The organism is Rhodococcus sp. 14-2483-1-2 (genome assembly GCF_002259405.1).
Lineage (GTDB): Bacteria > Actinomycetota > Actinomycetes > Mycobacteriales > Mycobacteriaceae > Rhodococcoides.
Genome location: NZ_NPFW01000007.1, coordinates 455,962 through 482,638, shown reverse-complemented (window position 1 = coordinate 482,638; position 26,677 = coordinate 455,962). Strand labels below are relative to the sequence as shown.

Sequence of the window (26,677 nt, the reverse complement as noted above, 5' to 3'; positions counted from 1 at the left end):
CCCGCCGGCCTGGCCAACGAACGCCGTTGTTGGGTAGGTTGCTCCAGTAATGGTGAACAGTGGGGTACGAGACGGTGGGACAACAGTGGCAGAGCAGGTAGCGGAGTCCGGTGCGGCAGCAACCGACGGGGAAGCATTCGATCCGGCAGAACATGCTCGGAGCATGGTCGGTTATCACTACCGCACCGAGGACTACTACGAGGTGGGCCGCGAGAAGGTCCGTGAGTACGCCCGCGCCGTTCAGGACTTCCACCCCGCCCACTGGGACGGCGACGCCGCGGCCGCGCTTGGTCACAGTGCCCTCGTCGCACCTCTGACGTTCATGTCGCTGGTCGGCACCCTCGCGCAGAAGAAGCTTCTCCAGTCCATCGCCGAGGGCTACGACCTGAGCCAGATTCTGCAGACCGATCAGGTGCTGGTGTTCCAGAAGCCGATCCTCGCCGGCGATCAGCTGACGTGCGACGTCTCGCTAGATTCGTTCAAGACGGTCATGGGTCGCGACATGATGGTCACCAAGAACATCGTGTCCAATCAGAAGAACGAACTGGTGCAGACCACGTACACCACGCTCCTCGTCGGTCGGTCCGGCGAGATCGATCCGGCCATCGCCGAGGCGGCTCGCAACATAGTGATGTTGGGTGCGACCGACACCGGCGATACTGGGGCGAATGAGCACGACGCACTGTCCACTCCGCAGCAACACGAACCGCTGATCATCGAGGAGTACCGGGGACGGCCGACGCAGAAGTTCGACGATGTGAACGTCGGAGACGAACTGCCGTCACGCACGGTGCGCCTGACCCGCGGTGACCTGGTCAATTACGCAGGCGTTGCCGGAGACGCGAACCCGATTCACTGGGACGAGAAGTTCGCCAAGATGATCGATCTCGAGAACGTGCTGGCCCACGGCATGCTCACGATGGGTGTCGGCGGTGGATGGATCAGCGAGTGGCTCGGCGATCCGGGCGCTGTGAAGGACTACACCGTCCGCTTCACCACCCCTATCCCGGTCGACACCCACAAGGCCGCCGAAATCGTCTTCACCGGCAAGATCAAGTCCAAGGACGAAGCGACACGCACTGCAGTGATCTCACTGGGTGCGACATTCGAGGGCAAGCGAATCTTCGGTCACCGCGCTACGGCAACCGTGCAATTGGGCTGAGTGCCTGCGGCAGTGGTGTCCTGTCCGGGGATCGGCTCCTCAGTTTTGGATTCCTGACTCCGATCGGCGTCGGGAATCCAAAACCGGGGAGCTGATGTGCAGGATGCAGCGGCATTGACGCCCTTCGTCGTAATCCATACCCCGTGTAGCGGTCGTGAATTCATGCAAGGGGCTTAGATGTGTTCAGCCTCGGCGTCGACCGCTGATCGACTCCCCAGTTTTGGATATCGGACTCCGATCGGCGTCGGGTAACTGAATGTTGGGAGCTGATCGGCAGGGTGTAGCGGCATTGACGCCCTTCGTTGTAATCCACGCCCCCTGTAGCGGGTGTGAATTCATGCGAGGGGCGTAGATGTGCGCTGGGTTCATCCCCCCACGAAGATGCAGAATGGATGGCCGGCCGGGTCGGCATAGATTCGGATCGGCTCCACCGGGTCGTCGTGCAGATCCCGAAGCGATGTAGCTCCCAAACTCATTGCACGCGAATGCTCTTCGTTGAGTTGCGCGACAGTGTCGACGCGGAAGTCCAGGTGCAGCATCTGGGGGTGTTCGCCGTCCGGCCACGTTGCGGCCGGAAGTGCGTCGACCTGCTGAAACGCGATTCGCCACGAACCGTCGGGTGCGGTGATCGCGAGCCAATCCGGATTGATCGGTTCGGCGTCGCCGGGGACGTATTCGAATCCGAGTAGCTGCCGGTAGAACTCGGCTGACTCACGGGCGTCGGTGCAGTCGAGGACCACTTGATGTACCGAAATGTTCATGACCTGTCCTTCTTCACGGCGTGGTGTCGTGCCGCGCGCGCCCGATTCCCGCATGCGCTGCAACACCATTGCTGATTGGGTCGATCCTGCAGAAACAGTTGACCGCATCGCGGGGCTTCGCACAACGCCAGGCGATCACGATCCGGCCCGTTGAGTAGATCGATGACGGAGGACGCCGCACGCGCGCACTGGCCAAGGAAATCGGCGGCATCCTCGCCACCACAGGCACTAGCGGATCGCTGAGTCGTGGAATTCGGTCTCGGCGGCCAGCATGCCGGCGAACCACTCGTCGAGCGTGGCGTCGTCCACGCGGTCCATGGCGTCGACCTCTCGGGCCAGAGCATCGACCTGTGCCACGAAGGCAGGTCGGGTGTGCATCTCGATCCACTCCTGCAGCGCCGGTTCGCGATCGACCGATGTATCAAGTGCTGCGCGACACCAGGACAGGTACAGGGTCTCGGCGGCGAACATCGCGACCAGAGCCGCGGCCCTGCCGTCTCGGCGGGCGAGTCCCAGTGCGTAGTTCGACAGTGCGGACGAGCTCTCGATCAGCTCGTGCACGTCGCCGTCGTATGGGAACTGCTCCCGCAGACCGGCGAAGTACTCGCGCTGTTCACCGACGAGGTTCGACAGCGACACCACGTGATCGGTTGCGTCGTTCAAGGACTCGGACTCGGCGACCACGAGCCCCAGGATGCGCACCGCGGTGAGCACGAATGCTTCCTCGATCACCAGATAGCGCCGAAAGTCCTCGTCACGCAGTGAGCCGTCGATCGAGTCGGTGATGAGTCGGACAGCCTGCGCGGCAGCAAGATTGGGGTGCTGCCGCGCAGTCAGCTCGATGGATCGACTCATTCTTCGGACAACCAGGTGATCAGGCCGTCGAACAGATCGGTGTACCCGAGCCACTGTTCGCAGAACTCCGGCGGTGCCCAGTGCGGCGAGCAGTCCGAGGTGAAGACCGCCGAGCGACCCTTGCCGTACGTTCCCGCAGCGACGAGCGGATCGCCGTTGATGGTGGCGGGCACGGCGACTCCGTCCTTGGCGATCACGCGGTTGTAGCCGAGGAGTGCGGGCCAGTCGCTTCCGCTGCCCCCCACGGCCGGGTGCGCGCTGTCGACGACGACGGGAATCATTCCGCCGGGCGTCTCCACTCGATCGTCTTCCGGAAGCATTGTCACCGGGAGGGCGTCGGCGAGCGCAGTCTGTCGAAACGCTGCCCGGGCCTGGAATCCGGAGAACGAGAGGTACCCACCGATCATCAACAGTGCACCGCCGTCGTGCACCCAGTCCCGGAGCTCGACCAATCGATCCTCCCCAGCCTGAAACCGGTCGAAGACGCTGGGCGCGAGCTGAATCGAGTTGGCACCGATGTCGGAGAGCACGATGACGTCGTAGGCGGACAGGGCCTCTGCGCTGCCGGGGAATTGCGTCGGTACCAGGTGCGCCGGCATGTGCACCACGTCGTGTCCGCGGGAGAGCAGGGCATCCTTGAGCGGTCCGACGCCCTCGACGTAGGAGTGCACGGTGAATTCGTCGACGCCTTTGACGTGGGTCGAGGTGGTCATCCAGCTTTCACCGGCGATCAGAACTTTCTTACCCATGGTGTTTCTCTATCCTTTTCCGGCGCTCTCGAAGAGCGTCCTGGGGTTGTCTCGCATGAGCGAGGACACGTGCTGTGGATCGATTCCGCTGCGCACGAGTCGAGCAGCGAAAGAGACTGGTACGTAGGCCAAACCATTGCCGCCGAATGCGCGGAGCATCGACTTGAGGAACAGGTCGTGACTGAGCAGTAGTTGCCGTCGGTACCCACCGCCGATGAGACCGGCGACCGCGAAGGCCGTCTCGGCGGGTGACGGAGACTGGCCCTCGCCCGGGAACTCGAAGGGCATGCCGATCATGTCGAATTCCAGATACACCCCGCGATCACCCAGAGCGCATTGGTAATCGGGATCGTTGCCCGACGGGTCCATGTGGCAGAGCACCACGGCACTCGGGTCGACACCCATCTCCTCGATGACGATGTCGAGCACCTCGTGCCCGCGCCGCTGCCAGCCCGGAAGATGAACGAACAGTGGTACATCGACTTCTCGTTGGGCAACGCATGCGGCGCGCAGCGCTTTCTGTTCGGCTGCGGTGAACGACGGCGAGACTCCGATCTCCCCGATCACTCCGGGCCGAGGGCCGTGGTCCGTGGTGAATTCGGCGATCAGTCCCGATGCGAGTTGGTCGACACCGAGCGTCGCGACCTCGGCAGGGTGCGTGGCCTCGAGGTACCAGCCCGAGCCCATGACGACGCGGACGCCCGATTCGCGGGAGTACCGTTCCAGAGTCTCGGGCCGACGACCGATTCCCGGCGGTGTCAGGTCGACGACCGTCGTCCCGCCGTGATCGGCAAAGGTTTTCAGGTCGGCCAATACGGCTGTGGCGTCGTCGATCCGACAATTGTCGGCGCTGTGATAAGGATTGTCGTGCAGCAGCCAGGCGTCCCGAGGCGAAATGGGTCCGGAGAGAGCCTGTGCCACAGCGGGGTCGGGTGACTCCGAGTGCGCCATGGAGGCGTCGTTGTGCAGGTGCTCGTGTGGTAGCACCAGTCCCAGCTCACTGGAGTCGACCGGCCCCGTCACCGTCTGGACGATCATTGCTTGCCCGGGGCGCTCTGCAGGTGCTTGAACAGCGATGCCAGTGAGTGCCCGCGCATGTTGATCCAGATGGCCACCAGCAGAACGATTCCGGTGATGATCGGGGTGAGGAACGGGCTGACGCCCAATAGGGTCAGGCCGTTGGCGATGATGCCGGTCAGTACTGCGCCGATGACGGTACCGATCACGGTTCCTCGTCCGCCGAACAGGTTGGTACCACCGAGCACCACCGCGGTGATGACGGTCAGCTCGAAACCGTTGGCGGAGTTGGCCGATCCCGAGCCGAGCCGCGCAGCGATGAGTAGGCCGGCGATGCCGGCGGCCAGTCCGGTGAACACCAGCGTCATCATCAGCACGCGGCGAGTGTTGACGCCGGAGCGTCGAACGGACTCTACGTTGGAACCGATTCCGGTGACGTAGCGGCCGAAGCGGGTGCGGTTGAGGGCAATTGCACCGACGATCACCACGGACAACGCGATCCACGCACTTGCCGAGAATCCAAGCCACGACGCAGTGCCGAGCTTCGCGAACGCTGTTCCCGGGGTGATGGGGACCGAGAACCCTTCGGTGCGGTACAGCGCAATTCCGCGGATGATGGACAGCGTGGCGAGGGTGACGATGAATGGCGGAATGCCCTGGTAGGCAGCGAGCCAGCCGTTGACCAGGCCCCATGCCGCTCCCATCAGCGGAGCCGCGACGAACACCACCGAGGAGTCGACGCCGGCCTGGATGAGCTCTGCACTCATCGCCGCGACGAAGGCGACTGTTGCTCCGACCGACAGGTCGATCTGGCCGGTGGTGATCACGAATGTCATGGCGACGGCGATGATCAGGACCGGTGCGATCTGCGTTGCGAGGTTGGAGATGTTGGTGAATGTCAGGAACGAGGACGTGGTGACCGAGAAGACGATGGCCACCGCCACGGTGACCGCCAGCATCGCCAGTGTCGGCTTGTTGGTCTGCTGCCACAGTGATGGGCGCGCAGCGAGTTTCGCCACGCTGGGCTGCGCGTTCTTGTCGAGTGTGATCATGATCGGCCTTCCGGCGAGGACGGTGAACGCTGCGGAACCGGAGTGCGCGTGATCAGTCCGACGAGCGATTCGATGTTGAGGTCGCCGATCGGTACGTCGTCCACACTTTGCCCCTCGTACATGACGGTGATGCGATCGCACACCCGGAACAGATCCTGCAGGCGGTGCGTCACCAGGATGACTCCGACGCCCTGGGCCGCAACGTCGGTGATGAGCTTCAATACCGATTCCACCTCGGCGACGGCCAGTGCCGCCGTTGGCTCGTCGAGAATCAACACGTCGGGGCGGAACGATACGGCGCGGGCAATGGCGACGGTCTGCCGCTGCCCGCCCGAGAGTTGCCCGATCTCCTGGTACGTCGATTTCACCTTCACGTGCAGGTCCGCCAGGATCCCCGCGGCACGCTCGTGCATGCCGTGGCGATCCAGAAACGGTCCCTTGCGAGGTTCGCGTCCAAGGAACAGGTTGCTGGCGACGTCGAGGGTGTCGCACAGCGCCAGGTCCTGATAGACGATGCCGATTTTCTGCTGCTGTGCATCCAGTGGCGTCGAGAAGCGAACCGGTTCTCCGTTGACTCGCATCTCACCACCGTCGTGTTGAACGGCGCCGGCAAGGATTTTCATGAGCGTCGACTTGCCGGCGCCGTTGTCTCCGACGACTCCGAGTACCTCGCCTCGCGCGAGCCGAAGATCGACTCCGCGAAGCGATTTCACCGGGCCGTACGATTTGGTGATTCCCGACAGTTCGATCAGTGGTGCAGTCGAATCTTGTTGTGCCATGGTCCTACTTCTCCAGGTAGTACATGTAGTCGCCCACGTTGGCGGGGGTGACGATCTGCGTCGGGACCGGGATGTCCGCGGGTGCGGTGCGTCCGCAGCCGAGGTCGATGGCGGCATTCATTGCTTCGTAACCGAACTCGAAGGTGTTCTGCTGCACGACGCCTTCGAGCCAGCCGGCCTGCAATGCGGAGACTGCCTGATCGGACAGGTCCCAGCCGACGGCCTTGATCCGATCTTGTGCGCTCTGGCTGTTGACTGCGGCGACCAGGCCGATGAGCGCGGGTTCGCCGGTGGCGTAGACGTATTCCATGTCCGGGTTGCCGGTGAGCAGGTTCTCCGCGGCAGTCTGTGCGTTCTCCTGGATGTTGCGGCCGTCCACGACGGTTCCGACGGTCATGCCTGCGGCGGAGACGGTGTCGGTGAATCCCTTCTGACGCTCGAGCTGGATGGTGCTGTTGAGCGCACCGACGATGCCGACGGTCCCGGTGTTGTTCGCGAGTTCGGTCAGGGTGTCACCGATCTGAGCGCCACCCTCGGCGTTCGCGGTACCGACCTGGGTGGAGACGCCCGGGGCGTCGACGGTGGCGTCGACGGCGACCACCGGGATACCTGCCGCGGCGGCCTTGGCGACAGAGGGCTTGATGCCGTCGGTGTCGATGGCGTCGACGATGATGGCGTCGACGCCGGAGGCGATGAGGTTGTCGAATGCGTTGGCCTGTGTGACGGAATCATCGTTTCCGCTGATGATCTGGAGATCGACCCCGGCTTCGTCGGCCACCTTCTGGGCGGCGTTGTTGATCTGGTTGAAGAACAGTGCCTGCAGGTTGATCGTGACCAGACCGACCTTCAGGCTGCCGTTCTTGCCGTCGCATGTGTCGGCGACTCGTGACGGATCCGGAATGGACGACGCGGCCGTGTCGGTGCCGCCCGCGGTGTCGCTGGTGGAGGCGGAGTCACAGGATACGAGGGTGAGGGCAAGTGCCGCACCGAGTACGAGGGGGAGTGCGCGTTTGATCATCGGGTCTCCTGAAGAACAGTGGCGAGGGTGGCGGTGAATTCGGTGAGTTCGGTGATGCCGGGGCATCCGCGTGGTCCGGCCGTCGCGCAGGCGAGAGCCGCCGAAGCTCCGGCAAGTCGGGCTGCGCGAGCGGGAGGTTCGCCTGCGTCGATGAAGGCGATGTAGGTGCCGCAGAAGCAGTCTCCGGCTCCGACGGCGTCGACGACGTCGACCGGTACTGCGGGTTCTGTGATCGTCTCACCCGAGGGTGTGACGAGGGTCCATCCGTGTTCTCCGTCGGTGACGACGAGGTGGGTGTCGTGCTGGGCGGTCAGCGTCGACCACCGATCGGCTTCGATGCCGAAGCTGTTCTGCCACAGGCTGCGTCCGACGATGACGTGATCGGCGAGGGCGAAGGCGCGCAGTGCGGCATCGAGATCGTCGCAGCCGTCGAGATCGATGGCCAGGCTGACGTTGTCGGGCAGTTCGGGTGGGAGCATCGCTGCTCGGTAGCCGTCGACGAACAGTCGTCCGCCATCGACGGAGAGAGTGTTCAGTACGGTCGCAAGTCGGTCGGCGTCGTTGGCGTCGTCCTGGCTGATGATCGAGCGGTCGCCACCGTCGGCGATGAGAACGACTGCGGTGGAGAGGAATGCGTCGCGCGGTGACCAGCTGGTGTCGACTCCGTCCTGCTCGAGTCCGGCGAGGAATTCGGTCGATCTGGCATCGGGGCCCACTGCGCCGGCGAAGGCGACCCGGGCACCCATACGAGCTGCGGACACTGCGGCGTTGGCGTTCATACCGCCGTCGATCGAGTCGATGGCCGTCGCCTGCACCCTTTCTCCCAGTACCGGGACGTGCGGAACATGAACCGTCACATCGTTGTTGGCGTAGCCGAAGAATACGATCATCTGCTACTTCCCTGCCGCGCGGGCCACAGCACGCACCTTCTCGCCCGCGACGCGTCCCCACCAGCGGGCGTTCTCCTTCACCGAGGAAGCGATGATGGCCCCGTCGCATTCCTTCATCAGGTCGCCCACGTTGGCGGCGGTGATGCCGGAGCCGATGATGACGGGAAGCATCGTGTTGTTCTTGATCACCGAGACCTCGTCCACCGACGCGGCATCTCCGGTGCGTGAACCGGTGGCGATGAGGACGTCGGCGTCGAAGAATTCGGCGTCCTCGGTCTGCTCGGCGATGGTGCGGTCGGCGACGATCGCGTGCGCGCCGTGTTTGACGTGGACGTCCGCGAAGATCTTGACCGGGTCGGCTCCGATGCGGTGGCGGAAGCGTGTGGTCTTGGCGGCCTGGCCCTCGATGAATCCCTCGTTGGCGATGTAGGCGTTGGCCCACTGGTTGACTCGCACGAAGCTTGCACCTGCCGCCCAGGCTGCGGCCACGCCGCATTCGCCTGCGTTGGACAGGATGCTGACGCCGACTCGGTTGCCGAAGTCGCCGACGACGGCGGCCGTGACAACACCCATGCTGGCCGCGGTCTCGTAACCGTGTTCACCGGGCTTGAGGAACGGTATGTCCCAATGGTTCTCCACGATGACGCCGTCGAACCCGTTGTCGATGTACGCATGCGCCTCGGCCAGAGCGAACTCGGAGATCTCCGAGACGGGCTGACCTTTGTAATGTGGGCTGCCGGGGAGTGCAGGAAGATGGATGGCACCGATCAGTGCCGGTGCCGAGGCGAACATCTCGGCCAGCGCCGACGGCTTGGTCGGAAAGACTCCCAGCGATGCTGCGGGGTTCTGGTCCGACGGGGACGTACTCACGTAGGGGACTCCTCGGGTGTGGTCGTCGGCAAGAGTGAATGTAATCGATTGCCTTGTATGTATGCACCGTAAGGGATCGACACCCGTTCGTGTCAAGGATTACTCGAGTCGTTTATGTAAACGATTACCTCTACTGTGTAAACAGCACGGCAAGCGACCACACGGTTCGATAACCTCGGGTCCCCACGTGAGAGTAGGAGTTGGATGCGTAAAGCAACCATTCGCGACGTAGCGGAGCGCGCGGGCGTCTCGACGGCAACGGTGTCGCGCGCGCTGTCCGGCTCACGTCCGGTCTCGGAGGACGTGGCTGCGGCGATCCGGCGTGCAGCCGACGAGCTGGGCTACTCCGGCAACATCATCGCCAGCTCGCTGCGCCGCAACAGAACGGACACCGTCGGCATGGTGGTGCCGAGCATCGCCAATCCCTTCTTCACCTCGCTGGTCGTCAACGTCGAGCACGTGCTGTCACAGCGTGGGTTGCAACTGTTTCTGTGTGACTCCCGATCCGATCCGGACGTCGAAGCACAGAGGTTGCGGAGCTTGGTCTCGCGTCAGGTCGACGGCATCATCATCAGCCCGTGCCACGGGGAGCGGTCCGCAGAGGCAGTGCGCACCACGGCCCGCGCTATTCCTGTCGTTCAACTCGACCGCTTCGCGCTCGACACCCACACCGACTGGGTAGGCGTCGACGACGACGCCGCACAGGCGCTGGTCATGGATCACCTTGCTGCGCTGGGTGTTCGGAGTGCAGCCTTCATCAGTTCCGAGCTGACGAACTCGTCGACCGAGCTGCGTCGAGCCGGGTTCTTCCGTCACGCCCAGAGGGTAGGGATAGAGACGCGAGAGGAGTGGACGCTGTTGGGTGACTACTCGATCGACTGGGGACGCGAGTCATCGTGGTCGATGCTCGGCGCATCGTCTCGTCCTGATGCTGTGGTCTGTGCCGATGATCTGATCGCGCTCGGCGTGCTGCAGAGCTGCCAGGCTCTGGGGTTGTCGGTTCCGGCCGATGTCATGGTGACCGGGTTCGACGATATTCCGTTCTCCGCGTTGAGTAATCCGCCGCTGACGACCGTCCGCCAGCCGCAGGAACGCATCGCTGCGGAGGCCACTCGGTTGTTGGACCAGGCGATGAACAGCGACGAGACCAGAACCGCGCACATTGCGCTGCAGCCGGAGCTGGTGGTCCGTCAGTCGACGGTCGGCCAGGCTCGCGTTACGGCGGTGTAGGCGGCGATCGCCGCGTCGAGTTCGTCGAGCGCGACGGTCTCGTCGGCGGCATGCATCAGTGCAGGCGTGCCGGGTCCCCAGACGACGATCGGTGCGCCGGGAGCCGCAGCGGCGATGATCGAGGCGTCGGTGAAGTACGTGACCGGTTCTGCTGCAACGGAATGCGGGAGCGCATCGACCCAACTGTTGCCACCCGCTGTCCTGACGCCCGGCAGGTCGATGCGCGCGTCGACATGGTCGACCTCGGGTTGATCCCGCCACCACGACAGCAGCCTGGAGCCGTCGTCGACGGTTCGATGATCGACGACGACGCGTGCGGTATCGGGAACGATGTTGGGAGCCGATCCGCCGTCGATCAATCCGACGTTGAACGTCTCGGCACCAAGGAACGCATCGGTCGACAAAGGGAGTTCGTCGCGGGCCCTGGCCAGGACGTCGACGAGCTTCATGATGGCGCTCTCGCCCCGTTGCGGCGTGCTGCCATGTGCAGCAATGCCTTTGGTGGTGACGTCGACCCACAGAGCGCCTCGGTGTCCCAGATGCACCTGGTTCCCCGTTGCCTCTGGCACCACCACGGCACCGACCGGGCACTCGGCGACGGCGTGGCGGGCTGCGAGCGCACCGAGCGAGCCGATCTCCTCGTCGCTGGTGAGCAACAGTGCTGCGGGAACGCCGTTCTCGAAGGCGTCGAGCACGGCGGCCGTTGCGGCCACGAGTCCTGCTTTCATGTCCGACGTACCTCGGCCGCGCAACACGCCGTTCTCGATGTCGGCGGCGAATGGGTCGAACTGCCAGTTCGAAAGATCGCCCGCCGGAACGGTATCGACATGGCAGGCGAACATCAGCCGCGCCGCCGTCGGAGGTGCATCATTGGTGATCAACAGCCATGGGTGCGGACCATCGCGATCTCCTTCGACCGCGATGCCGTTCGTGCGTGCCGAGAGTTCGGATACCACTGCATCCATCGAGGAACGCTGGGGTGCCGGGTCGCCGGACACAGTGCGCTGGGTGACCAGCTCGGTAAGCATGCCTACGGCAGTAGTGTGGTCAAGCGCCATAGGAAGTACTCAATCGCATCACCGCTGCGGCAGCAGCGTCGGGGGCCTGCGTCGGAATCCAGTGCGAGACGCCGGGCAGCACCGTCAGGGAGAACGCAGCATCGACGTAGCGTTGCGCACCCTCGACGGCGGATCGTCCGATGAAGGTGTCTCCGTCACTCCAGACCATCGACGTCGGCACGGTGATGCGCAGGCGGCCGATGCCCGGATTCGAGAACGGCAGTCCGCGGTACCAGGTGACGGCGAAGGGCAGTGCGCCGTAGTCGACGATCTCCGTCTTCGTCCGTTCGAGGTCGTCTTCGGTCATTCCGCTTTGCTCGTACCACTTCTCGGCCCGTGCGCCGGGCCGCATCATCCACTTCTCGGGCAGTATCGGGAGTTGGAAGAACGCGAAGTACCAGGAGTGCAGAATCTGTTTCGAGGTGAGCAAGCCGGTCATGAAAGCGCCGGGGTGCGGAACCGAGAACGCCGTCAGCGATGCAACGAGCCGGGGGTGTCGGCCTGCGGTGACCCAGGCGATGTTCGCTCCCCAGTCGTGTCCCACCAGATGAACCGGTCTTCCGATCACCTCCATCAAGGCGGCGACATCGCTGACCAACGCTCCGACGCGATAGTCGCGACGCCGCGTCGGCCGGGCCCGCGGTGAGTACCCACGCTGATCCGGTGCAACAGTGCGGTATCCGTGCTCGTTCAGGATGGCCATCACCGCGGACCATGACGACGCCCGCTCAGGAAATCCGTGCAGCAGCAACACGATCGGGCCGTCGAGCGGACCCTGGTCGAGGACGTCGAACACAAGACCGTCGTGCGTGTACTCGGTGATTCTCTCCATCGCAGAGCCGGTCGTCAACATGTGCTCGGCACCGATTGGCCTGCGAACTCGGCAGCCAGGAACTGCATGGCTGCTTCGTCGCTGACGTCGTGGCCCTGCTCGGGCTGTTCCTGCGCAACGATCGGATCACCCAGGGCGCAGGCCTTTCGGACTCCCTCGGCGGTCCACTGCGGGAGCACGATGTCGTCCTTCGCGCCGTAGGCCACGAACATCGGCACCTCGGTTCGCACCTGGGGGAGTGTGTAGCGATCGATCACGTCGAGCAGCTGTTGCTCGGATTGCGCTGAGTCGGAAGCGAACTCGTCCGGTGCCATCGCCGCGACTGCTCGCTCCTTGCCTTCGACGTCTCCGCCCGAGCAGGTGAGCAGGAGCTCGTTGTTCTCTTCGGCGACGCTGCCCATGTAGTTCCTCGGATCGATGGCAGGGTCGACCTGTTGTGCACCGTAGAGCACCGAGGGCATCAGTTCTTTCTGCGGTGTGGTGAGGGTTCCGTCCATTCCGGCCTGCACCAGGGGCTTCAGATCCGTCGGCGGCGACAGCGACACCGATGCCACCAGGTCGAGGCCTTGGCCGTAGCTGGCGGCGAGTTCGTTTGCCGCCCAGGCTGCTTGGCCGCCCTGTGACAACCCGACAGCGGCCCAGCGGGTGGACGTATCGGGCAGTGCGCTCGTGGCTGCGCGGGCCGCGTCGATCATGTTGTGTCCCGAGGTGCGCGGCTCCAGATACGGGTGGGTGCCGCCGCCGGTGCCCAGGCCCTGGTAATCGGGCAGCACGGTGACGTATCCGAGTTCGGTGAAGTCCTGAATAGCGAATTGATAGCCGAGCAGATCTGGATACAGGGTGGGGCCGCAGTCGGCCTGCACTCCGGTGGTGCCGTGTCCGTAGACGACGATCGGCCAACCACCCTCGGGCGGGGTGCCTGCCGGAACGGCTGCCACTCCCGAGACCGCCGTGGGGGAATTGTCGACACCCGACGTGGACTCGTAGACGAATCGGTACAGCGTGGCTCCGGTGGCGGAGAGCGCTGTCGACCGATCGCCGAAATCCTCGGAATCGAGAACGGTGCCCGGCACTCCCGTGAAGTCGTACTGCGGGGCCGGTGCTGTCGTCGTCTCGGCGGGCGTGGTCGCGGGCGCGGGCGCGGGCGTGGAGCTGCACCCGACGAGCGCGCAGCTGGACACCGCGAGTGCGGCTCCGACGCGTCGAGCTCGGTTCGGTCGACTGATGGCATTCACTCCCGCGTGTCTACCAGACCGGGGCGGGAATCGGCAGGCTCAACCGACCGAGTGCGTCCGGTGGACGTCGTCGACCAAGTCGTGCGTGACCCGGTAGCTCGCGCGCATGCGCTGCATCTCCTCGTCGCGCACGAGGTAGGACCGCCGCGTCAGCTCGGCCGGTCCGCCGGCCCGGAGCGTGCGCGCTCGGTTCACCAGAGGAAGCAGCGGCCCGATGAGCGACACGACGTGCGTGAGCGACGTGGCCGGGATGTGCAGATCGTCCGACGCCTCGTCGCCGATCAGCTCGCGCTGCAGGGCAGACATCGTCGCCGACGCCACCGCGCGGGTCACCTTTCGAGGCCCGGGTAGCAGGTTGGCCAGTTCGGGCACCAGATAGTCGTCGGTGAGGGCCGCGACGAAGTCCCGATCGTCCTGGCTGGGGCCGGGGGAGGTGAGTCGGTACAGCTGCTCGATGCGGATGTGGTCCGATTCGTCGATCGGGTTGAGCTCGTGGTCGACGCCGACGACATGTCCGACGTAGCGCCACAGGTGGTAGATGTCCCCGAGTTCTCGGTCGGTGAAGCGCACGCCGACCCGATGCATGGCGTCGAGCGCGATGTGGCCGAACTCGGCGATCGTGAACGCCATGTACGGCTGCGGGATCGGCACGCCCCAGGCGTCGTCGTCCCACGTACCGAGGTGTCGGATTCCTCGTCGCACGTGGGCGTGGATCATACGCACCCGCACCGTGTAGGCGAATCCGTCTCCGTGCCTGGCCATTCCGCCCGGGGAGATGACTTTCTGCAGCCAGTTTCCTACTTCGATGGAGCGGATTGCCGGTTGCGAGACGTACCGTCCGGTGATGGCCAGCGGTTTGCCGGCAATGGAGTTCTCTGCGCCGCGAAGCAGCGACGCCGCTCCCAGTACGATCCCCATCACCGCGCTGTAGCGGACGAGGGCGTCGGCGGCGCGGTCGAGGCGGTCGTGATCGACCCAGTCCGGTTCGGAATCGAGAAATGCGAACAGCTTTCGAAGCGCAGCCGGGGCGTCGGGATCGATGCCGTTCGTGAGTGCGGCAGAGACGGCGGCGGTCGACGACGAAGAACCGAAGTCCTCGTCCAGCACTCGATCGGCGAGTGGATCGGCTCGCCACATCGCGTCGAGCCACTCGCGGCCCGCCTGGCCGTGCATCGAGACGGCGTCGTCTGCGCGAACAAGCCCGGTGGGAGCGCGAGTATTCATACTTTCAGTGGAACACGAGAATTCCTCACTTACTATTCACTTTCATGCCAGCTCGACGCCCGTCGTCACCGCGACCGAGATCGACTCCGCGGCAGCAACGCGCCGTCGAGATGCGTGCTCGACTGTTGGCCGGGACCATCGAGCTCTTGCAGAAGAAGCCCGGCTATCTCCCGACGACGTACCAGCTCGCACGGCACGTGCACGTCAGTATCGGCACCGTCTATCGCTACTTCACCGACATCGAGTCCGTGATGGACGAGCTGCGAACCGCAACGATCCACGACATCACCACGCGGCTGGCCACCGGAATCGGACGGGCGATGGACCAAGCACCGGCCGACGCGATCGTCACCATCGTCGAGACGCTCACTTCTGCGTTCGAGGAACACGAGGCGGTCGTCCGGACGGCCTTCGCGGCAGGAGGCTCGGAACTGGGTGGCCAGTGGAAGGACATCGAACGTCCACTGCTGCCCCTCGCGCGCATCATGCCCACCCGAATCCGACCCGATCTCGACGACGACGTCCTCGACGATCTCGTGTTCCTGACGATGGGTGCCACCGCGAGCCTGTGCATGAGGGTCGCGTTGTTCAGACCCGCGGGTTCGGACCGAACGATGTTGGTGGCCACGACGGCTCGAATGCTGCTTGCCGCATTCGAGGGTGCCGATTCGGGCTAGCAACCCGGCAGGGGTGTTTGCGACCGCCGAATTCGGGGGATCAGTGCTGCTATGAAAATCGTGGTCGTCGTCAGTGCGGTCGTGGCAGTCGTGGTGTCGTTCCTCGGGTCGGGTGCGTGGATCGGGACGCCGATTGCCGAGGCGGCAGGTGGGGCGCTCAGTGCCACGTCCACGCTGGTGGCACCCGCCGGCCCTGCGTTCTCGATCTGGTCGGTGATCTACACCGGGCTCATCGCCTACGCCGTCTGGCAGTTCCTACCCGGCCGCACCGCCCGCCACGCCGCGTTGCGCGTACCGATCGTCGCGTCGATGTTGCTCAATCCGGCGTGGATTCTCGTGATTCAGATCGGGCAGTTGTGGCTGAGCGTGATCGTCATCGTTGCGTTGCTGGCGGTGCTCGTCCGCGTCTTCGTACTGATGCAGCGGCATCGACCGGAGGGCGTCGTCGATGCGGTGATCGCCGACGGCACGATGGGTGTGTACCTCGGGTGGGTGTGTGTGGCGACCATCGCGAATGTCTCCGCATGGCTGGTGAGTCTCGGATTCACCAGTGGCGCAACGGTATGGGCGATCATCGTGCTCGTGGTAGCAGCCGGTGTCGGGGTGTTTCTGGCTCAGTACTCCGGTGGTGCGGTCGCACCGATGCTGGCGATCGTCTGGGGACTGGGATGGTTGGCTCAGGGCCGCCTCTCCGGTGAGGTGGTCGATACGGCTGTCGGCTGGACAGCCGTTCTCGCCGCAGTGGTGGTCGCAATTGCGACGGTAGGAACACGGGTCCGTGAGCGAAGGTCGGTCTCGGTGGGGTGATCCCCTCGACCTAGTCCGATCCTCGAAGCAATGCGACGGCTTTGTCGACCTGCAGCGTGGGATCGAGAACCGGCGCGGTGCTCAGGCACGCAACGATGAGGTGTACCAGCCACTCGACCATCTGCTCGACGTCGATGCGGACGTCCTCTTCGAGCCATCGGGCCGTTGCACCGTCGATTGCGGCGACGATGCTTCGACCGACCAGCCTGACACCGGTGTTCTCCGGGTCCAGTCCGAGCCGATTGGCCGCCGCTTCCAGCACTGCGGTGCGGGCACCTTCGAATACTTCCCAGGCTTCTGGATCGGCACCTCTGCCGCCCAGCACCATTCGGAGCGCCAGGCCGCGGTGCACGCGCAGGTACTCGAGATGGCTGGTCAGAGCGGCCCGTATCTGAACGTCGGGTGTCGAATCGGGGATGTCCGCGAACGCCTGGGACATCGCGGAGGCCGTGGCCCGCATCGACTCGAGGTAGATGCCTCGCTTGTTGCCGAAGTAGTGGAACAGCAAGCCGTGCGCCACATCCGCCGATTCCACGATGTCGGCTACGCCCACCTTGTCGTAGTCGGATTCTGCGAACAGGGCGACTGCCGCATCGATCATTCGCTGACGGGTTTCTGCGGCTCGAGCCGTTGCCCGGGTGGCCCGGGCAACCGGCTCGGTGGATCGATTCGGCACCTCGAGTCCCCTCTGTCTCGGCGTCCCCGCTCGGCTGCTGCCTACGGTTCGACACAAGACTAGGTCCTCGTCAGATGATCGGCGTGATGTGGTCATGAAGGTCGAAGCCGAGGAGTGCCTTGCCATAGGTTTCGATCGACACTCGCGGGAGCATGACGGCGTGGCGGGCACCGACGTTGGAATCGCGCCAAATACGCTGCAGTGCATTGACATCGGCGAAGGCCCCGGCCCCGGTGGCGTCCATGAGGATGTTGAGCGCCTCATTGAGGCTGCGCAGTGCAACGGCTGCGTCGCCGCGAACACGAGCGCGCGAGAGCAGGTCCGGGTACTCGCCGGCTTCGGCCCACCGCTTGACGTCCTCTGCCGCGCGGTACGCATGCAGGTGTGCAGTGTCGACCTTCAGTGCGGCTTCGGCGAGCATCATCTGGAAGGCCACCGAGTCGGCCTGCCGGTCGTACGTGGTGTAGGCCAGGGCCTTCTGTGACGCCTTCGTTCGAACGAGTTCGACTGCAGCACGGCCCATTCCGAGCTGCGGTCCGACGAGCACCATGACGAGCATGGGACCGAAGGCCGAGCGAGCGAACGCGGAATCGGTACGTTCTGCCACGTTGGCACCGCTGAACGCCGGAATCATCGAGAGCATGCGGTGTTCGGGGACGAACACGTCGTCCGCGATGACGGTGTTGCTGCCGGAGGCGCGCATGCCGGCCACGTACCAGGTGTCGTCGATGCGGTAGTCCGAGCGAGGCAGCAATGCCATGCCCTGGTCCAGCATGTCGCCGTCTTCGTCGTTGATGATGATTCCGCCTGTGAACCACTCCGAGTGCAGGCTGGCCGAGGCGTAGGGCCACGTGCCCGTGAGGCGGTAACCGCCCTCGACCTTGCGGGCGGTGCCGCCGGGAGTGACGACACCGGCAATGACTGCATCCGGCCCGTTCGCGTAGATCTCGGCCTGAGCCTCGTCGCTGTAAAGCCCTGCGGCCCAGTTGTTCACGTTGGACAGGGTGGTGACCCAGGATGCGCCCGCGTCACCTTCGGCGATGATTGCCGAGACGTCGAGCATGGTGCGTAGATCGGTTTCGAGTCCGCCGAACTTCGCCGGTGCTGCGACTCGAAATGCGCCCGCGCGGCGGAGAGCGTCGACGGTGTCCTCGGACAGGCGTCGTGCCTGCTCGTTCTCGGCGGCTCCGGCCTTCAGGTCGGGTACGAGAGCCCGAAGGTTGGCAACTACATCGGCGGCGGTGTCAACGGACAGTGTTTCGGTCGTCGTCATGGTTCTTCCTTCGGTTCGGCCGGGCCTGTGAGGCGTGTCTCACGAAACTAGGCCTGGGTTGACCTCATGTCAATATTGACTTCCGATCAGTGGTGTGGCGTAGTTGTGGGAACACCGTTGCCGAACGAAGGAACCCGGATGCTCAACATCACCATGACGCAGGAGCTGCCCGCCTCACAGGACGAGGTGTGGGCAACTCTGTCCGACGTCAGCACTTTCGAGAAGTGGCATGCCATGCATGTGGAGTGGGTGGAAACGCCCCCGCGGGACCTCGAGGTCGGGTCGACGATGGTCGAGAAGATCAAGATCGCCAGTATCACCGACACCATCGAGTTCCAGGTCGAAAGTCTGCGTGCGCCGGAGGAATTGGTTTTGGTGGGTGCCGGATCCACTGGATCGAAGATTCGACTGACGATGAACTGCGCCGCGCGCGAGGGCGGCTCCGCGGTCACGCTCGAGCTGGAGGTGACCAGTCCGTTGTTGTTCGGGGTGGTGGGCAAGGCGCTGCAGGGCACGTTCAAGAAGAAGCTCACGGCCACCTTGAACGGACTCGCGGATTATCTCGCGTGAAACGCCGATCGCCCCGCACCCGCGTGTGGGGCGATCGGGAACCGTGCCCTTCAGTCGAGAAGCTCTGCAGCGTAGCCTCTTTCGAGTCGATTCTTGACGTCACCGAGGTAGCGGGCCGCATCGGCACCGTCGACGATTCGGTGGTCGTACGACAATGAGAGGTACACGGTCGGAACCGCGGTGATGGTCAAGTTTCCCGCGGCGTCTCGGACGGGCACCACACGCTCGACGACCGAGCCGAAGCCCAGGATCGCCGATTGCGGCTGATTGATGATGGGCGTGTCGAACAGTGCGCCGCGGCTTCCGGTATTGGTGATGGTGAACGTGCCTCCGGAAAGATCGTCGGCGGTGACGGTGCCGCCGCGCACCTTCTCGGCAGCGCCCGCGATTTCGGACGCCAGCGCAGAGATGGAGAGTTGCTCTGCGTTTCGGATGACCGGGACCATGAGCCCCTTCGGGCTGTCGACGGCCATACCCAGATGGCAGGCACCGTGATAGGTCACGGTGGTGACGTCGGCGTCGAGCGAAGAGTTGACGACGGGATTGTCCGCCAGTGCCTCCACCGCAGCTTTGACGAAGAACGGCAGATACGACAATTTGTTTCCGGTGCGGCGCTGGAACGAGTCCTTGTTCTCGCGCCGGATCCGCGCCACCGCGGACACCTCGGCTTCCACAACCGTCGTCAATTGAGCTGCGGTGTGCAGGGATTGGACCATCCGGGTTGCGATGGTCCGCCGGATACGCGGCAGCTTTTCGACGCGGTCGGCCGCAGTCTCGCCGACCTCCGGCTCCACTGCGGCGGGAGTGACGTCCTCCGCCCGGGGTGTCGGAGGAGGTGTCTCGGGCGACGGGGGTTCGCTCGCAACATGATCCGGGGCGATCGTTGCCAGTGGTGCACCGATGGCGACCACGTCGTCCTCGGCGGCGAGGACCTCGGTGAGGATCCCCGCCGCCGGTGACGGAATCTCCGTGTCCACTTTGTCGGTGGCTACTTCGAGCAGAGCCTCGTCGACTGCGACGGTATCCCCGGGCTGCTTGAGCCACCGAGTGACGGTCCCCTCGGTGATGTTCTCACCGAGGGACGGCATCGGAACGGTGGTGCTCGTGACGGTTGCGGTCATGGCTGCTTTCGCTGTCGGAGGGGCCTCGTCACTGACCGGTCACATCGAGAGCTGCGCCCACGATGGAATCGGTGTCGATCCGGTGGTGCTTGTACACCTCGTCGAGTGAGCCCACCTGCCCGAAGTTGCTCACTCCCAACGACGTCGAGGCCACTCGGTTGACGGTCGCGAGGAACGCGAGAGTGTGCGGATGCCCATCGAGCACCGTCACCATCGGAGTCGCTCGCTCGGCGGGTAGCAGTTGATCGAGAATCCAGGATTCGCCCACGTGGTGTCCTTGCCTGGCCTGCAGCGCGCGGTAGAGCTCGCCCGGGCTGGTGATACACAGAACGTCTGCGATGACGCCGATCTGCTCCAAACGCTCGGCGGCATCCAGAGCTTCGGTCATCAGCGCTCCCATGGCTGCGATGGTCACCGTCGCTCCGTCTCGGCGCACCAGCGGGTAACCGCCTGCGACGACCTGACGACGCCTGCGTTCCCGGGCAGCCGGATCGCTGGGGACGTCCGCCTTCGACTGGTCGACGGGACGCGTCGACAGGCGCAGGTATGCCGAGGTGCCGTCGGGGCGTCCGAGTCGGCCGATGCTCGCGAGCAGCGTCCATTCGACGTCGATGGCGAATGCCGGCTCGTAGGTGATACAGCCGGGCTGTTCCAGCCCGATCGACGGGGTCTTGATCGACTGGTGCGCACCACCTTCCGCGGCCAGGGTGACTCCCGACGGTGTGCCGACGAGAATCGACTGACCACCCGCGTAGATGCCGTACGACCACGGCTCGAGTGCGCGCTCGACGAATGGGTCGTACATGACGCCGATCGGGAACAGAGGCTCGCCCCAACGGCTCCATGTGGCACCGAGCTCGCCCATCAGTCCGACCAGGTTGGTCTCCGCGATTCCGAGTTCCATGTGCTGACCGGACGGTCCTTCACGCCAGTGCATGATCGTCTCGGCGTCGTCGCCGAACCAGTCGTGCCGATCCGACGACGACCAGACGCCGACCTTGTTGACCCAACCGCCGAGATTGGTGGTCGAACTGACGTCGGGGCTGACCGTGACCACGCGTCGAGCCGCGTCGGGAGCTTCTCGAGTGAGGTCGATCAGGGTGCGGCCCAGCGCGGCCTGCGTGGTGGCCGTGCCCTTGGGGGTGCGTCCGATGTCGGTGGGGACGGCGGGTGGCGTCGACGCCGGAATCGGTTCGCGGCGTAGCCGTTCCGCGGTCGCAGCGCACAGCCGGCCGGGGCCGCTGTCGGTGTCGAAGCGACCCCAGGGCTGTTCGGGATCGGTGCCGAGGGTGCGTGCGAGTTCTGCGTACTCATCGACGGTCAACAGTGACGAGTGGTTCTGCGGATGGCCCTGGGTGGGCAGGCCGAATCCCTTGACCGTGTACGCGACGATCACGGTGGGGCGGGTGTCGTCGATACGAGAATAGGCCTCGCGCAACGCATCCAGATCGTGTCCGCCCAGGTTGCGAATCGACTCGGTCAACAGTGTGTCGTCGAGATCGGAGATCAGGTCGGCGATGGCGGTGGCGTCGGGACCCGATCCCGGAAGTCTGGTGCGCACTTCGTCGGCAGTGCAGCGCAGCAGGCGTTGGTACTCGGGATTCGGCATGTCCAGGATTCGGGTGCGTAGAGCATCGCCACCGGGTCGAGCGAACAGGTCTTCGAGCAGTCGGCCGAACTTGACGGTGATGACCTGCCAGCCTGCGGCGTCGAACATCTTCTCGAGACGGCGGGCGGCGATGTTCGGCACGACGCGGTCGAGGGACTGGCGGTTGAGGTCGACGATCCAGACGATCTCGCCGAGCTCGGCGATGCCCGGATCGATGATCGCTTCCCAGACCGCGCCTTCGTCCAGTTCCGCATCGCCGACCAACGAGTACTGCCGTCCGCTGAAGCCGGGCGTCTTCGGTGTGGATTCTTCCGGGCCGAACCGGTCCTCGACGAAGCGTCGGGACATCGCTCCCCAGATCGGGGCCGTGGCACCGATGCCGACGGATCCGGTGGAGTAGTCGACGGTGTCCGGGTCCTTGGCCCGCGAGGGGTAGGACTGCAGACCGCCGTAGGCACGGAGGGTCGTCAGGTACTTCTGGTCCAACTCACCCAGCAGGTAGTTGATCGCGTGCAGCACCGGCGAGGCATGGGGCTTGACCGACACGCGGTCGCCGGGCTGCAGCTGCTCGAACCACAGCGAGGTCATGATCGAGACCATCGACGCGCAGGACGCCTGGTGGCCGCCGACCTTGAGTCCGGTCGGGTTGGGCCGAATTCGGTTGGCATGGTGGATCATCGACGTCGACAACCACAGCACCCGCTGGGCGAGCTCGTGCAGGTCGTGGTGATCACCGGTGGGCGAGCGGCGGTCGGCGGGACTGATGCTGGTCATGACAGGTGCTCCTGAATCGACGTCGAATGTGCCGGGGGCAAGAAAAAGCGGAGCGGACGAAGAGGGCCGAGTGTGGTCCTGCGGTCCGGACGGGCGTTCGGGTTTCGAATCGCCGAGGGGATGCAACTGAGCTGCGATGACGGACAGTGGACCAGCCGCATCCCGTGTTGCGCAAGTAGTGCTTCGCAGACTGTGCAGGTTGCACGGTTTCGGACCGCTCGAGGGTACGAAACTTGGTCGTCCTGACCTCTAGGGCGTCGAGTCGGGTCGGGCCTGCGCTGCGATCACCACTGCCTCGAAAGTGTCCACCACGAGCGCGACCACTGCGTCGAGTGGCAGTTCAGGGGTGTCGAAGTACGCGTCGGCGGTCCGATCGAGAAAGCCGGTCCAGCCCGAAATGGCGGCACTCTGCAACGGAGACAAGGGTTCCGGAAGTTCCGCGAGTGATGCGACCTGCAGCGCACCCTCGGCCCGTGCTTCTCGGACGGCATGTTCGACGACGGAATCGCCCAATTCTCCCTCCCGAACCACGCGCACGTACAGGGCGCGATGGCGCTCGAGAAATTCGATGTGGCGTCGCACGAAACCCTCCATGCGTGCCCGTACGGACTCCTCGTCGGCCGCAGGCTCCTGGAAGTCCGACAATTTCGACAACACGTCGGCCAGTGCGGCCGCGACCAGGCCTTGTTTGTCGGTGAAGTAGTAGAACAGCAGTCCGTGGGCCACGCCTGCTCGACGGCAGATCGCGGCGGCGCTGATGTCGGCGCCGTTGCCCTCGGCCAGAAGCTCGATCGCCGCGTCGATCAGCGCTTGTCGACGGTCCCGCCTGGGTCGGGAACGGCGGGAACGCTCGGCTCCGGGGGACGGGTTGGTCGACACCGATCCGACATTAGCTCACCGGAAGGAAACTCTCCTGACCTGCGATCAATTTCTTGACTACCAGTCAAAGTGGCCGTAGCGTAGGTCACAACAGGTGACCCGAAGAAAGGCTCGTTCGATGAGTACGACGCAGGATGCAGGGAGTCGGAAAGCGCCGAGGGTTGCGCCCGACCTCATCGCCCACTGGGTGGTCAAGTCAGCTCGCACCGAGGAGATGGTGCGGTGGTACGGAGCGGTGTTCGGCGCCGAGATCGTGTACCAGGACGAGGGAATCACGTTCCTGACCTGGGATGACGAGTCGCATCGACTGGCGATCATCGCCGTCCCGAAGCCCGTCAGGTTCCTTTTCCCGTTCGCCAAGTTCAGGCGCAAGGCGTACGGAATCGACCACATCGCATTGACGTTCGTCTCGCTCGAGCGACTGCTGGAGAACTACGTGCGACTCAAGCGGCTCGGCATCGTGCCGGTGTGGTCGATCAATCACGGACCGACGATCTCGCTGTACTACGAGGATCCCGATGGGGTGCGCCTCGAATTCCAGGTCGAGAATTTCGATGCCGAGAACACCGCGGCGTTCTTCTTCACCGAGGAGTTCGCGAAGAACCCGATCGGCGTCAACATCGACCCCGACTACCTGCTCAGCCAGCTGCGCAACGGCGTGCCGCACGAGGAACTTCGCCGACGTGAGGCCGGAACTCGGCCCGGGCATCCGGTCGTCGCCAACAAGAAGACCATCACGCCGAAAACTTTGTGACCGAGCAGATTTCGATCGAAAAAGGGGGAGAAAGACTCACATGTCTGTCAACGTAGTCCGGACCATCGACGGATGGTGGCGCCTCGATGGCGACCGTGCAATCCGTATCGAGACGACGGCCGAGACCACCCGCGAACTTCTTGCCGATCGCGACGCCATCACCGGCGCGTCGGGTGCGGGGTCGAGTGTCGACGAGCTCGAGCTCGTATCTCCGGTCACCACACCGTGCCGGGTGGTGGCGCAACTGCTCAATTACCGATCCCACGCGATCGATGCCGGTTCCGATCCGAACACGTTGCAGCCGACTTTCTTTCGTAAGTCCTCGGCGTCGGTCAGTGGCCCGTTCGATCCCATCCGCCAGCCGCCCGAGGTGGCGCTGCTGGACTACGAGATCGAACTGGGAATCGTCGTCGGTGCCGAGATTCCCATCGGCACGACGGTGACCGACGAGAACCTCTCGGACTACGTGGCCGGGGTGATCGTGGCGAACGACGTGTCCGCGCGCGAGATCCAGTTGACGAAAGTCCAGGTGTACGAGAGCAAGTCGTATCCCACGTTCACCCCGTTGGGGCCTCGACTGGTGCTGTTGGACAACGACGAGCTCCGTCGCATCCCCGAGCTGCACATGACGTTGGCGGTCAACGGTGAGACGCGCCAGGACCAGACGATCGGCAACGACCTGATCACTCCGCCGGCCGAGGCGCTCACCCGGTTGGCCCGCTTCCAGAACATGACCGCCGGCGACGTACTCCTCACCGGAACACCGATCGGCACCGCCATTTCCGCGCCGCCCAAGATCGTGCAGAAGATCGGCGAGTTGATTCCGCCGGCGCTGAAGTGGAAGTTCTTCTTCGCCCGGCAGGCGAAGAACCCCGATTACCTCTCGGTCGACGATGTGATCACCGCCGGTATCAAGACCGCCGACGGAGCCATCGATCTGGGGACGCAGGAGACGGTGGTCCGATGACCGCGCCGATCGTCGTGGCCGGGGCCGGCCCGGCTGGTTGTACCGCAGCGTTGCTGTTGGCGCGCAGAGGGATTCGCAGTGTCGTCCTCGAGCGACGAGACGCGCCGCTCTTTCATCCCGCCGCGCACGTGATCAACGCCCGCACCCTCGAGATCTGGAACGAATACAGCCCAGAGCTGGCGCGCTCGATCGCCGCGATGTCGCCGCCGCACGAGACGGTCAACCTCATCAGCTGGTACGGAGGCCTGTCGGACGAGGCCATCGGTTCCATCGACCTGCTCTCGGACCCCGAGCGCAAGGCGATCGTCGAGAGTCAGAGTCCCTTCCTGGTCTCGCACATCGGTCAGCATCTGTTGATGCCGGTACTGTGGGACGCGCTCGATGCCGAACCGCTGATCGAGTTTCGACGCGGATGCGCTGTCGAGTCCGTCGACACCGACGCGTCCGGTGCACGGGTGCGCGGGCGATGCGCGAACGGAGTAGCCGAGATCGAGGCCGAGTACGTGTTGGCGTGCGACGGTGCGAACAGCGCGACACGAGACGGTACCGGCGTGGGCTTGACCGGACCGGTCCTTGCGAACATGGGTAGTGCCTTCTTCACCTCGAAGACCCTCTTCCCCGATGATGCTCGTCCGCTGCTCAGTTGGATCTTCACGCCGGAGCTGTGCGGTGTGATGATCGCGCACGCCGACCATCGATACATTCTCATGACGGCGTACCTGCACCCCGAACAGGAGATCGCCAAGGACAGTCGAGCCTACTGGTCACGCACGCTGCCGAAGGTGTTGGGAGACCACGAGTTCGATCTGGAGTCGACCGGGACGTGGGTGATGACCTCACAGACCGCCGATGTGTTCCGTCGTGGCCGTCTGCTTCTGCTCGGCGATGCGGCGCACCGGTTTCCGCACACCGGTGGTTTCGGGTTGAACTCGGGCGTTCAGGATGCTCACAATCTGGCCTGGAAGCTCGACGCCGTTCTGTCGGGCGACGCGTCTGCGTCCCTGCTGGACACCTACGAGACCGAGCGCCGTCCGGTGGTGGAGAAGTTCGCCGAGCAGAGTGTCGCGAACCATTTCCGGATGGACGACATCGGGAAGAGGGTGGGCATCACCAACAAGATGTTGGCGAAAGCCACTCAGGTGATGGGTCGTCCGCCGCTGAACAAGGTTCCGGGGAAGTTGATCGCGCCACTGGCTGCCGCTGCGACACGGCGGCAGATGGCGCGCGCGCAGAAAGTCGATCCCGGCGCACCCGGGGCCGCCCAGCTTCGTCGCGAGATCGCCGACGCGATCCCGCTTCAGGTGGAGCACTTCGTGTCGATCGGCTTGCAGTTCGGCTACCTCTACGCCAGTCCGTTGATCGCACGGGATCCCTCGGTCAAGCCCGCCGAGGACGTGGTCGATTATCTGCCCACGACATACCCGGGGGCCAGACTCCCGCACGCGGTGGTCTCGGTAGGCGGTGCGCAGGTGCCGGTGCACGAGACGCTCGACCCGAACAAGTTGTCGCTGTTCACTTTTGCCGGCAACAGTTGGTCAGGCGTGGTGTCGGAGCTGGAGAACGCCGGGCCCGGCGTCACCCTGATCTCTGCGGAAGTACCGGCAGGTGTCGATCGTGACGAGCTGATTCGCCTGTACGAGGTGGGTGAGACAGGCGCGGTGCTCGTTCGTCCCGACGGCCACACTGCCTGGCGCACATCGGCATCGGGTGAGGACGCCACCCGCGAGCTGAGCGAGTTCGTGAACCGGCAATGGGGGCGTTACTTCACGGTGTCCGCGGGCGTGTAAGCCTCCGACGACATGGCACATGGTGCCCCACCGTTGGTGGGGCACCATCTG

At 64.5% G+C, this 26,677-nt stretch carries 27 protein-coding genes; 8 read left to right on the top strand and 19 right to left on the bottom strand.

Features of this window, described 5'->3' with window-relative positions; translation table 11 throughout:
- Positions 1-49 precede the first annotated feature (49 nt).
- Entirely contained in the window at positions 50-1,162 is a 1,113-nt protein-coding gene (locus CH295_RS06985; RefSeq protein WP_094740185.1) for a fused (3R)-hydroxyacyl-ACP dehydratase subunits HadA/HadB, read from the top strand.
- Between the two features lie 365 nt (positions 1,163-1,527).
- Here the strand turns inward: CH295_RS06985 and CH295_RS06980 are convergent, their stop codons facing one another.
- Genes CH295_RS06980 through CH295_RS06935 form a run of 10 tightly spaced genes read right to left on the bottom strand, consistent with a single transcriptional unit; the run spans position 1,528 to position 9,153 of the window.
- Complete coding sequence (locus CH295_RS06980; protein ID WP_094740184.1) at positions 1,528-1,923, bottom strand: VOC family protein; 396 nt, start codon at positions 1,921-1,923, stop codon at positions 1,528-1,530.
- Positions 1,920-2,267, bottom strand: a complete 348-nt coding sequence (locus CH295_RS28510; RefSeq protein ID WP_094740183.1) for a CGNR zinc finger domain-containing protein — start codon at positions 2,265-2,267, stop codon at positions 1,920-1,922. Before CH295_RS28510 ends, CH295_RS06980 begins: the two co-directional genes overlap by 4 nt.
- Positions 2,152-2,778, bottom strand: a complete 627-nt coding sequence (locus CH295_RS06970; protein WP_094740182.1) for a TenA family protein — start codon at positions 2,776-2,778, stop codon at positions 2,152-2,154. Before CH295_RS06970 ends, CH295_RS28510 begins: the two co-directional genes overlap by 116 nt.
- Entirely contained in the window at positions 2,775-3,527 is a 753-nt protein-coding gene (locus CH295_RS06965) for a glutamine amidotransferase (protein ID WP_094635269.1), read from the bottom strand. Before CH295_RS06965 ends, CH295_RS06970 begins: the two co-directional genes overlap by 4 nt.
- Positions 3,528-3,536: 9 nt before the next feature.
- Positions 3,537-4,550, bottom strand: a complete 1,014-nt coding sequence (locus tag CH295_RS06960; RefSeq protein ID WP_252341941.1) for a phosphotriesterase family protein — start codon at positions 4,548-4,550, stop codon at positions 3,537-3,539.
- 11 nt (positions 4,551-4,561) lie between these two features.
- On the bottom strand, positions 4,562-5,596 hold the full coding sequence (locus CH295_RS06955) for an ABC transporter permease (RefSeq protein ID WP_094740180.1): 1,035 nt from the start codon (positions 5,594-5,596) through the stop codon (positions 4,562-4,564).
- The gene (locus CH295_RS06950) at positions 5,593-6,375 is read right to left on the bottom strand and encodes an ATP-binding cassette domain-containing protein (RefSeq protein WP_094635272.1); all 783 of its coding nucleotides are present in this window, start codon (positions 6,373-6,375) and stop codon (positions 5,593-5,595) included. The genes CH295_RS06955 and CH295_RS06950 overlap by 4 nt, the downstream gene beginning before the upstream one ends.
- Positions 6,376-6,379: 4 nt before the next feature.
- A complete protein-coding gene (locus CH295_RS06945; RefSeq protein ID WP_094635273.1) occupies positions 6,380-7,393 on the bottom strand; it encodes a substrate-binding domain-containing protein in 1,014 nt (337 codons plus the stop codon).
- Positions 7,390-8,283: a carbohydrate kinase family protein gene (locus CH295_RS06940; RefSeq protein ID WP_094740179.1), complete on the bottom strand. Its 894-nt coding sequence runs from the start codon at positions 8,281-8,283 to the stop codon at positions 7,390-7,392. Before CH295_RS06940 ends, CH295_RS06945 begins: the two co-directional genes overlap by 4 nt.
- A gap of 3 nt (positions 8,284-8,286) precedes the next feature.
- Positions 8,287-9,153: a BtpA/SgcQ family protein gene (locus CH295_RS06935; protein WP_252341940.1), complete on the bottom strand. Its 867-nt coding sequence runs from the start codon at positions 9,151-9,153 to the stop codon at positions 8,287-8,289.
- A 204-nt stretch (positions 9,154-9,357) separates the two neighbouring features.
- On the opposite strand from CH295_RS06935, the gene CH295_RS06930 reads away from it, so the two are divergent.
- Positions 9,358-10,383: a LacI family DNA-binding transcriptional regulator gene (locus CH295_RS06930; RefSeq protein WP_094740178.1), complete on the top strand. Its 1,026-nt coding sequence runs from the start codon at positions 9,358-9,360 to the stop codon at positions 10,381-10,383.
- On the opposite strand, the gene CH295_RS06925 is transcribed toward CH295_RS06930, so the two are convergent.
- From CH295_RS06925 to CH295_RS06910, 4 genes are read right to left on the bottom strand one after another with little or no spacing between them, the layout of a single operon-like run.
- Entirely contained in the window at positions 10,344-11,411 is a 1,068-nt protein-coding gene (locus CH295_RS06925; protein ID WP_252341939.1) for a M20 family metallopeptidase, read from the bottom strand. The two genes, CH295_RS06930 and CH295_RS06925, sit on opposite strands and share 40 nt — an antisense overlap.
- 19 nt (positions 11,412-11,430) lie before the next feature.
- On the bottom strand, positions 11,431-12,294 hold the full coding sequence (locus CH295_RS06920) for an alpha/beta fold hydrolase (RefSeq protein ID WP_094740177.1): 864 nt from the start codon (positions 12,292-12,294) through the stop codon (positions 11,431-11,433).
- Positions 12,288-13,508, bottom strand: a complete 1,221-nt coding sequence (locus tag CH295_RS06915) for a lipase family protein (protein WP_094740176.1) — start codon at positions 13,506-13,508, stop codon at positions 12,288-12,290. Before CH295_RS06915 ends, CH295_RS06920 begins: the two co-directional genes overlap by 7 nt.
- 39 nt (positions 13,509-13,547) lie before the next feature.
- Positions 13,548-14,732: an oxygenase MpaB family protein gene (locus CH295_RS06910; protein ID WP_094740175.1), complete on the bottom strand. Its 1,185-nt coding sequence runs from the start codon at positions 14,730-14,732 to the stop codon at positions 13,548-13,550.
- Between the two features lie 44 nt (positions 14,733-14,776).
- Here CH295_RS06910 and CH295_RS06905 point away from each other — a divergent pair, with 44 nt between their 5' ends.
- Together CH295_RS06905 and CH295_RS06900 are read left to right on the top strand one after the other, a co-directional pair.
- Positions 14,777-15,409 carry a TetR/AcrR family transcriptional regulator gene (locus CH295_RS06905; protein ID WP_353955458.1) on the top strand — a complete coding sequence of 211 codons (633 nt, stop codon included), beginning with the start codon at positions 14,777-14,779 and terminating at the stop codon, positions 15,407-15,409.
- 51 nt (positions 15,410-15,460) lie between these two features.
- On the top strand, positions 15,461-16,216 hold the full coding sequence (locus tag CH295_RS06900; RefSeq protein WP_094740173.1) for a TspO/MBR family protein: 756 nt from the start codon (positions 15,461-15,463) through the stop codon (positions 16,214-16,216).
- Positions 16,217-16,226: 10 nt separating this feature from the next.
- Here the strand turns inward: CH295_RS06900 and CH295_RS06895 are convergent, their stop codons facing one another.
- Together CH295_RS06895 and CH295_RS06890 are read right to left on the bottom strand one after the other, a co-directional pair.
- Positions 16,227-16,892, bottom strand: a complete 666-nt coding sequence (locus CH295_RS06895) for a TetR/AcrR family transcriptional regulator (RefSeq protein ID WP_170945784.1) — start codon at positions 16,890-16,892, stop codon at positions 16,227-16,229.
- A 70-nt stretch (positions 16,893-16,962) separates the two neighbouring features.
- Positions 16,963-18,165, bottom strand: coding sequence for an acyl-CoA dehydrogenase family protein (locus CH295_RS06890; RefSeq protein WP_094740171.1), 1,203 nt, complete (start codon positions 18,163-18,165; stop codon positions 16,963-16,965).
- Between the two features lie 138 nt (positions 18,166-18,303).
- Between CH295_RS06890 and CH295_RS06885 the strand changes: the two genes are divergently transcribed.
- Complete coding sequence (locus CH295_RS06885; RefSeq protein ID WP_170945783.1) at positions 18,304-18,735, top strand: type II toxin-antitoxin system Rv0910 family toxin; 432 nt, start codon at positions 18,304-18,306, stop codon at positions 18,733-18,735.
- Between the two features lie 50 nt (positions 18,736-18,785).
- On the opposite strand, the gene CH295_RS06880 is transcribed toward CH295_RS06885, so the two are convergent.
- The 3 genes from CH295_RS06880 to CH295_RS06870 form a co-directional block, all read right to left on the bottom strand.
- Positions 18,786-19,856, bottom strand: a complete 1,071-nt coding sequence (locus tag CH295_RS06880; protein ID WP_094740169.1) for a dihydrolipoamide acetyltransferase family protein — start codon at positions 19,854-19,856, stop codon at positions 18,786-18,788.
- Positions 19,857-19,884: 28 nt separating this feature from the next.
- On the bottom strand, positions 19,885-22,239 hold the full coding sequence (locus CH295_RS06875; protein ID WP_094740168.1) for a thiamine pyrophosphate-binding protein: 2,355 nt from the start codon (positions 22,237-22,239) through the stop codon (positions 19,885-19,887).
- Positions 22,240-22,488: 249 nt separating this feature from the next.
- Positions 22,489-23,118 (bottom strand): TetR/AcrR family transcriptional regulator, encoded by a 630-nt coding sequence (locus CH295_RS06870; RefSeq protein ID WP_094740167.1) that lies wholly within the window; start codon positions 23,116-23,118, stop codon positions 22,489-22,491.
- A 118-nt stretch (positions 23,119-23,236) separates the two neighbouring features.
- Here CH295_RS06870 and CH295_RS06865 point away from each other — a divergent pair, with 118 nt between their 5' ends.
- The 3 genes from CH295_RS06865 to CH295_RS28090 are packed head-to-tail and all read left to right on the top strand — an operon-like array spanning position 23,237 to position 26,626.
- Entirely contained in the window at positions 23,237-23,872 is a 636-nt protein-coding gene (locus CH295_RS06865; RefSeq protein WP_094740166.1) for a VOC family protein, read from the top strand.
- A gap of 40 nt (positions 23,873-23,912) precedes the next feature.
- A complete protein-coding gene (locus tag CH295_RS06860) occupies positions 23,913-24,839 on the top strand; it encodes a fumarylacetoacetate hydrolase family protein (protein WP_094635289.1) in 927 nt (308 codons plus the stop codon).
- On the top strand, positions 24,836-26,626 hold the full coding sequence (locus CH295_RS28090) for an FAD-dependent monooxygenase (RefSeq protein WP_094740165.1): 1,791 nt from the start codon (positions 24,836-24,838) through the stop codon (positions 26,624-26,626). The genes CH295_RS06860 and CH295_RS28090 overlap by 4 nt, the downstream gene beginning before the upstream one ends.
- The last annotated feature ends 51 nt before the right edge of the window (positions 26,627-26,677 follow it).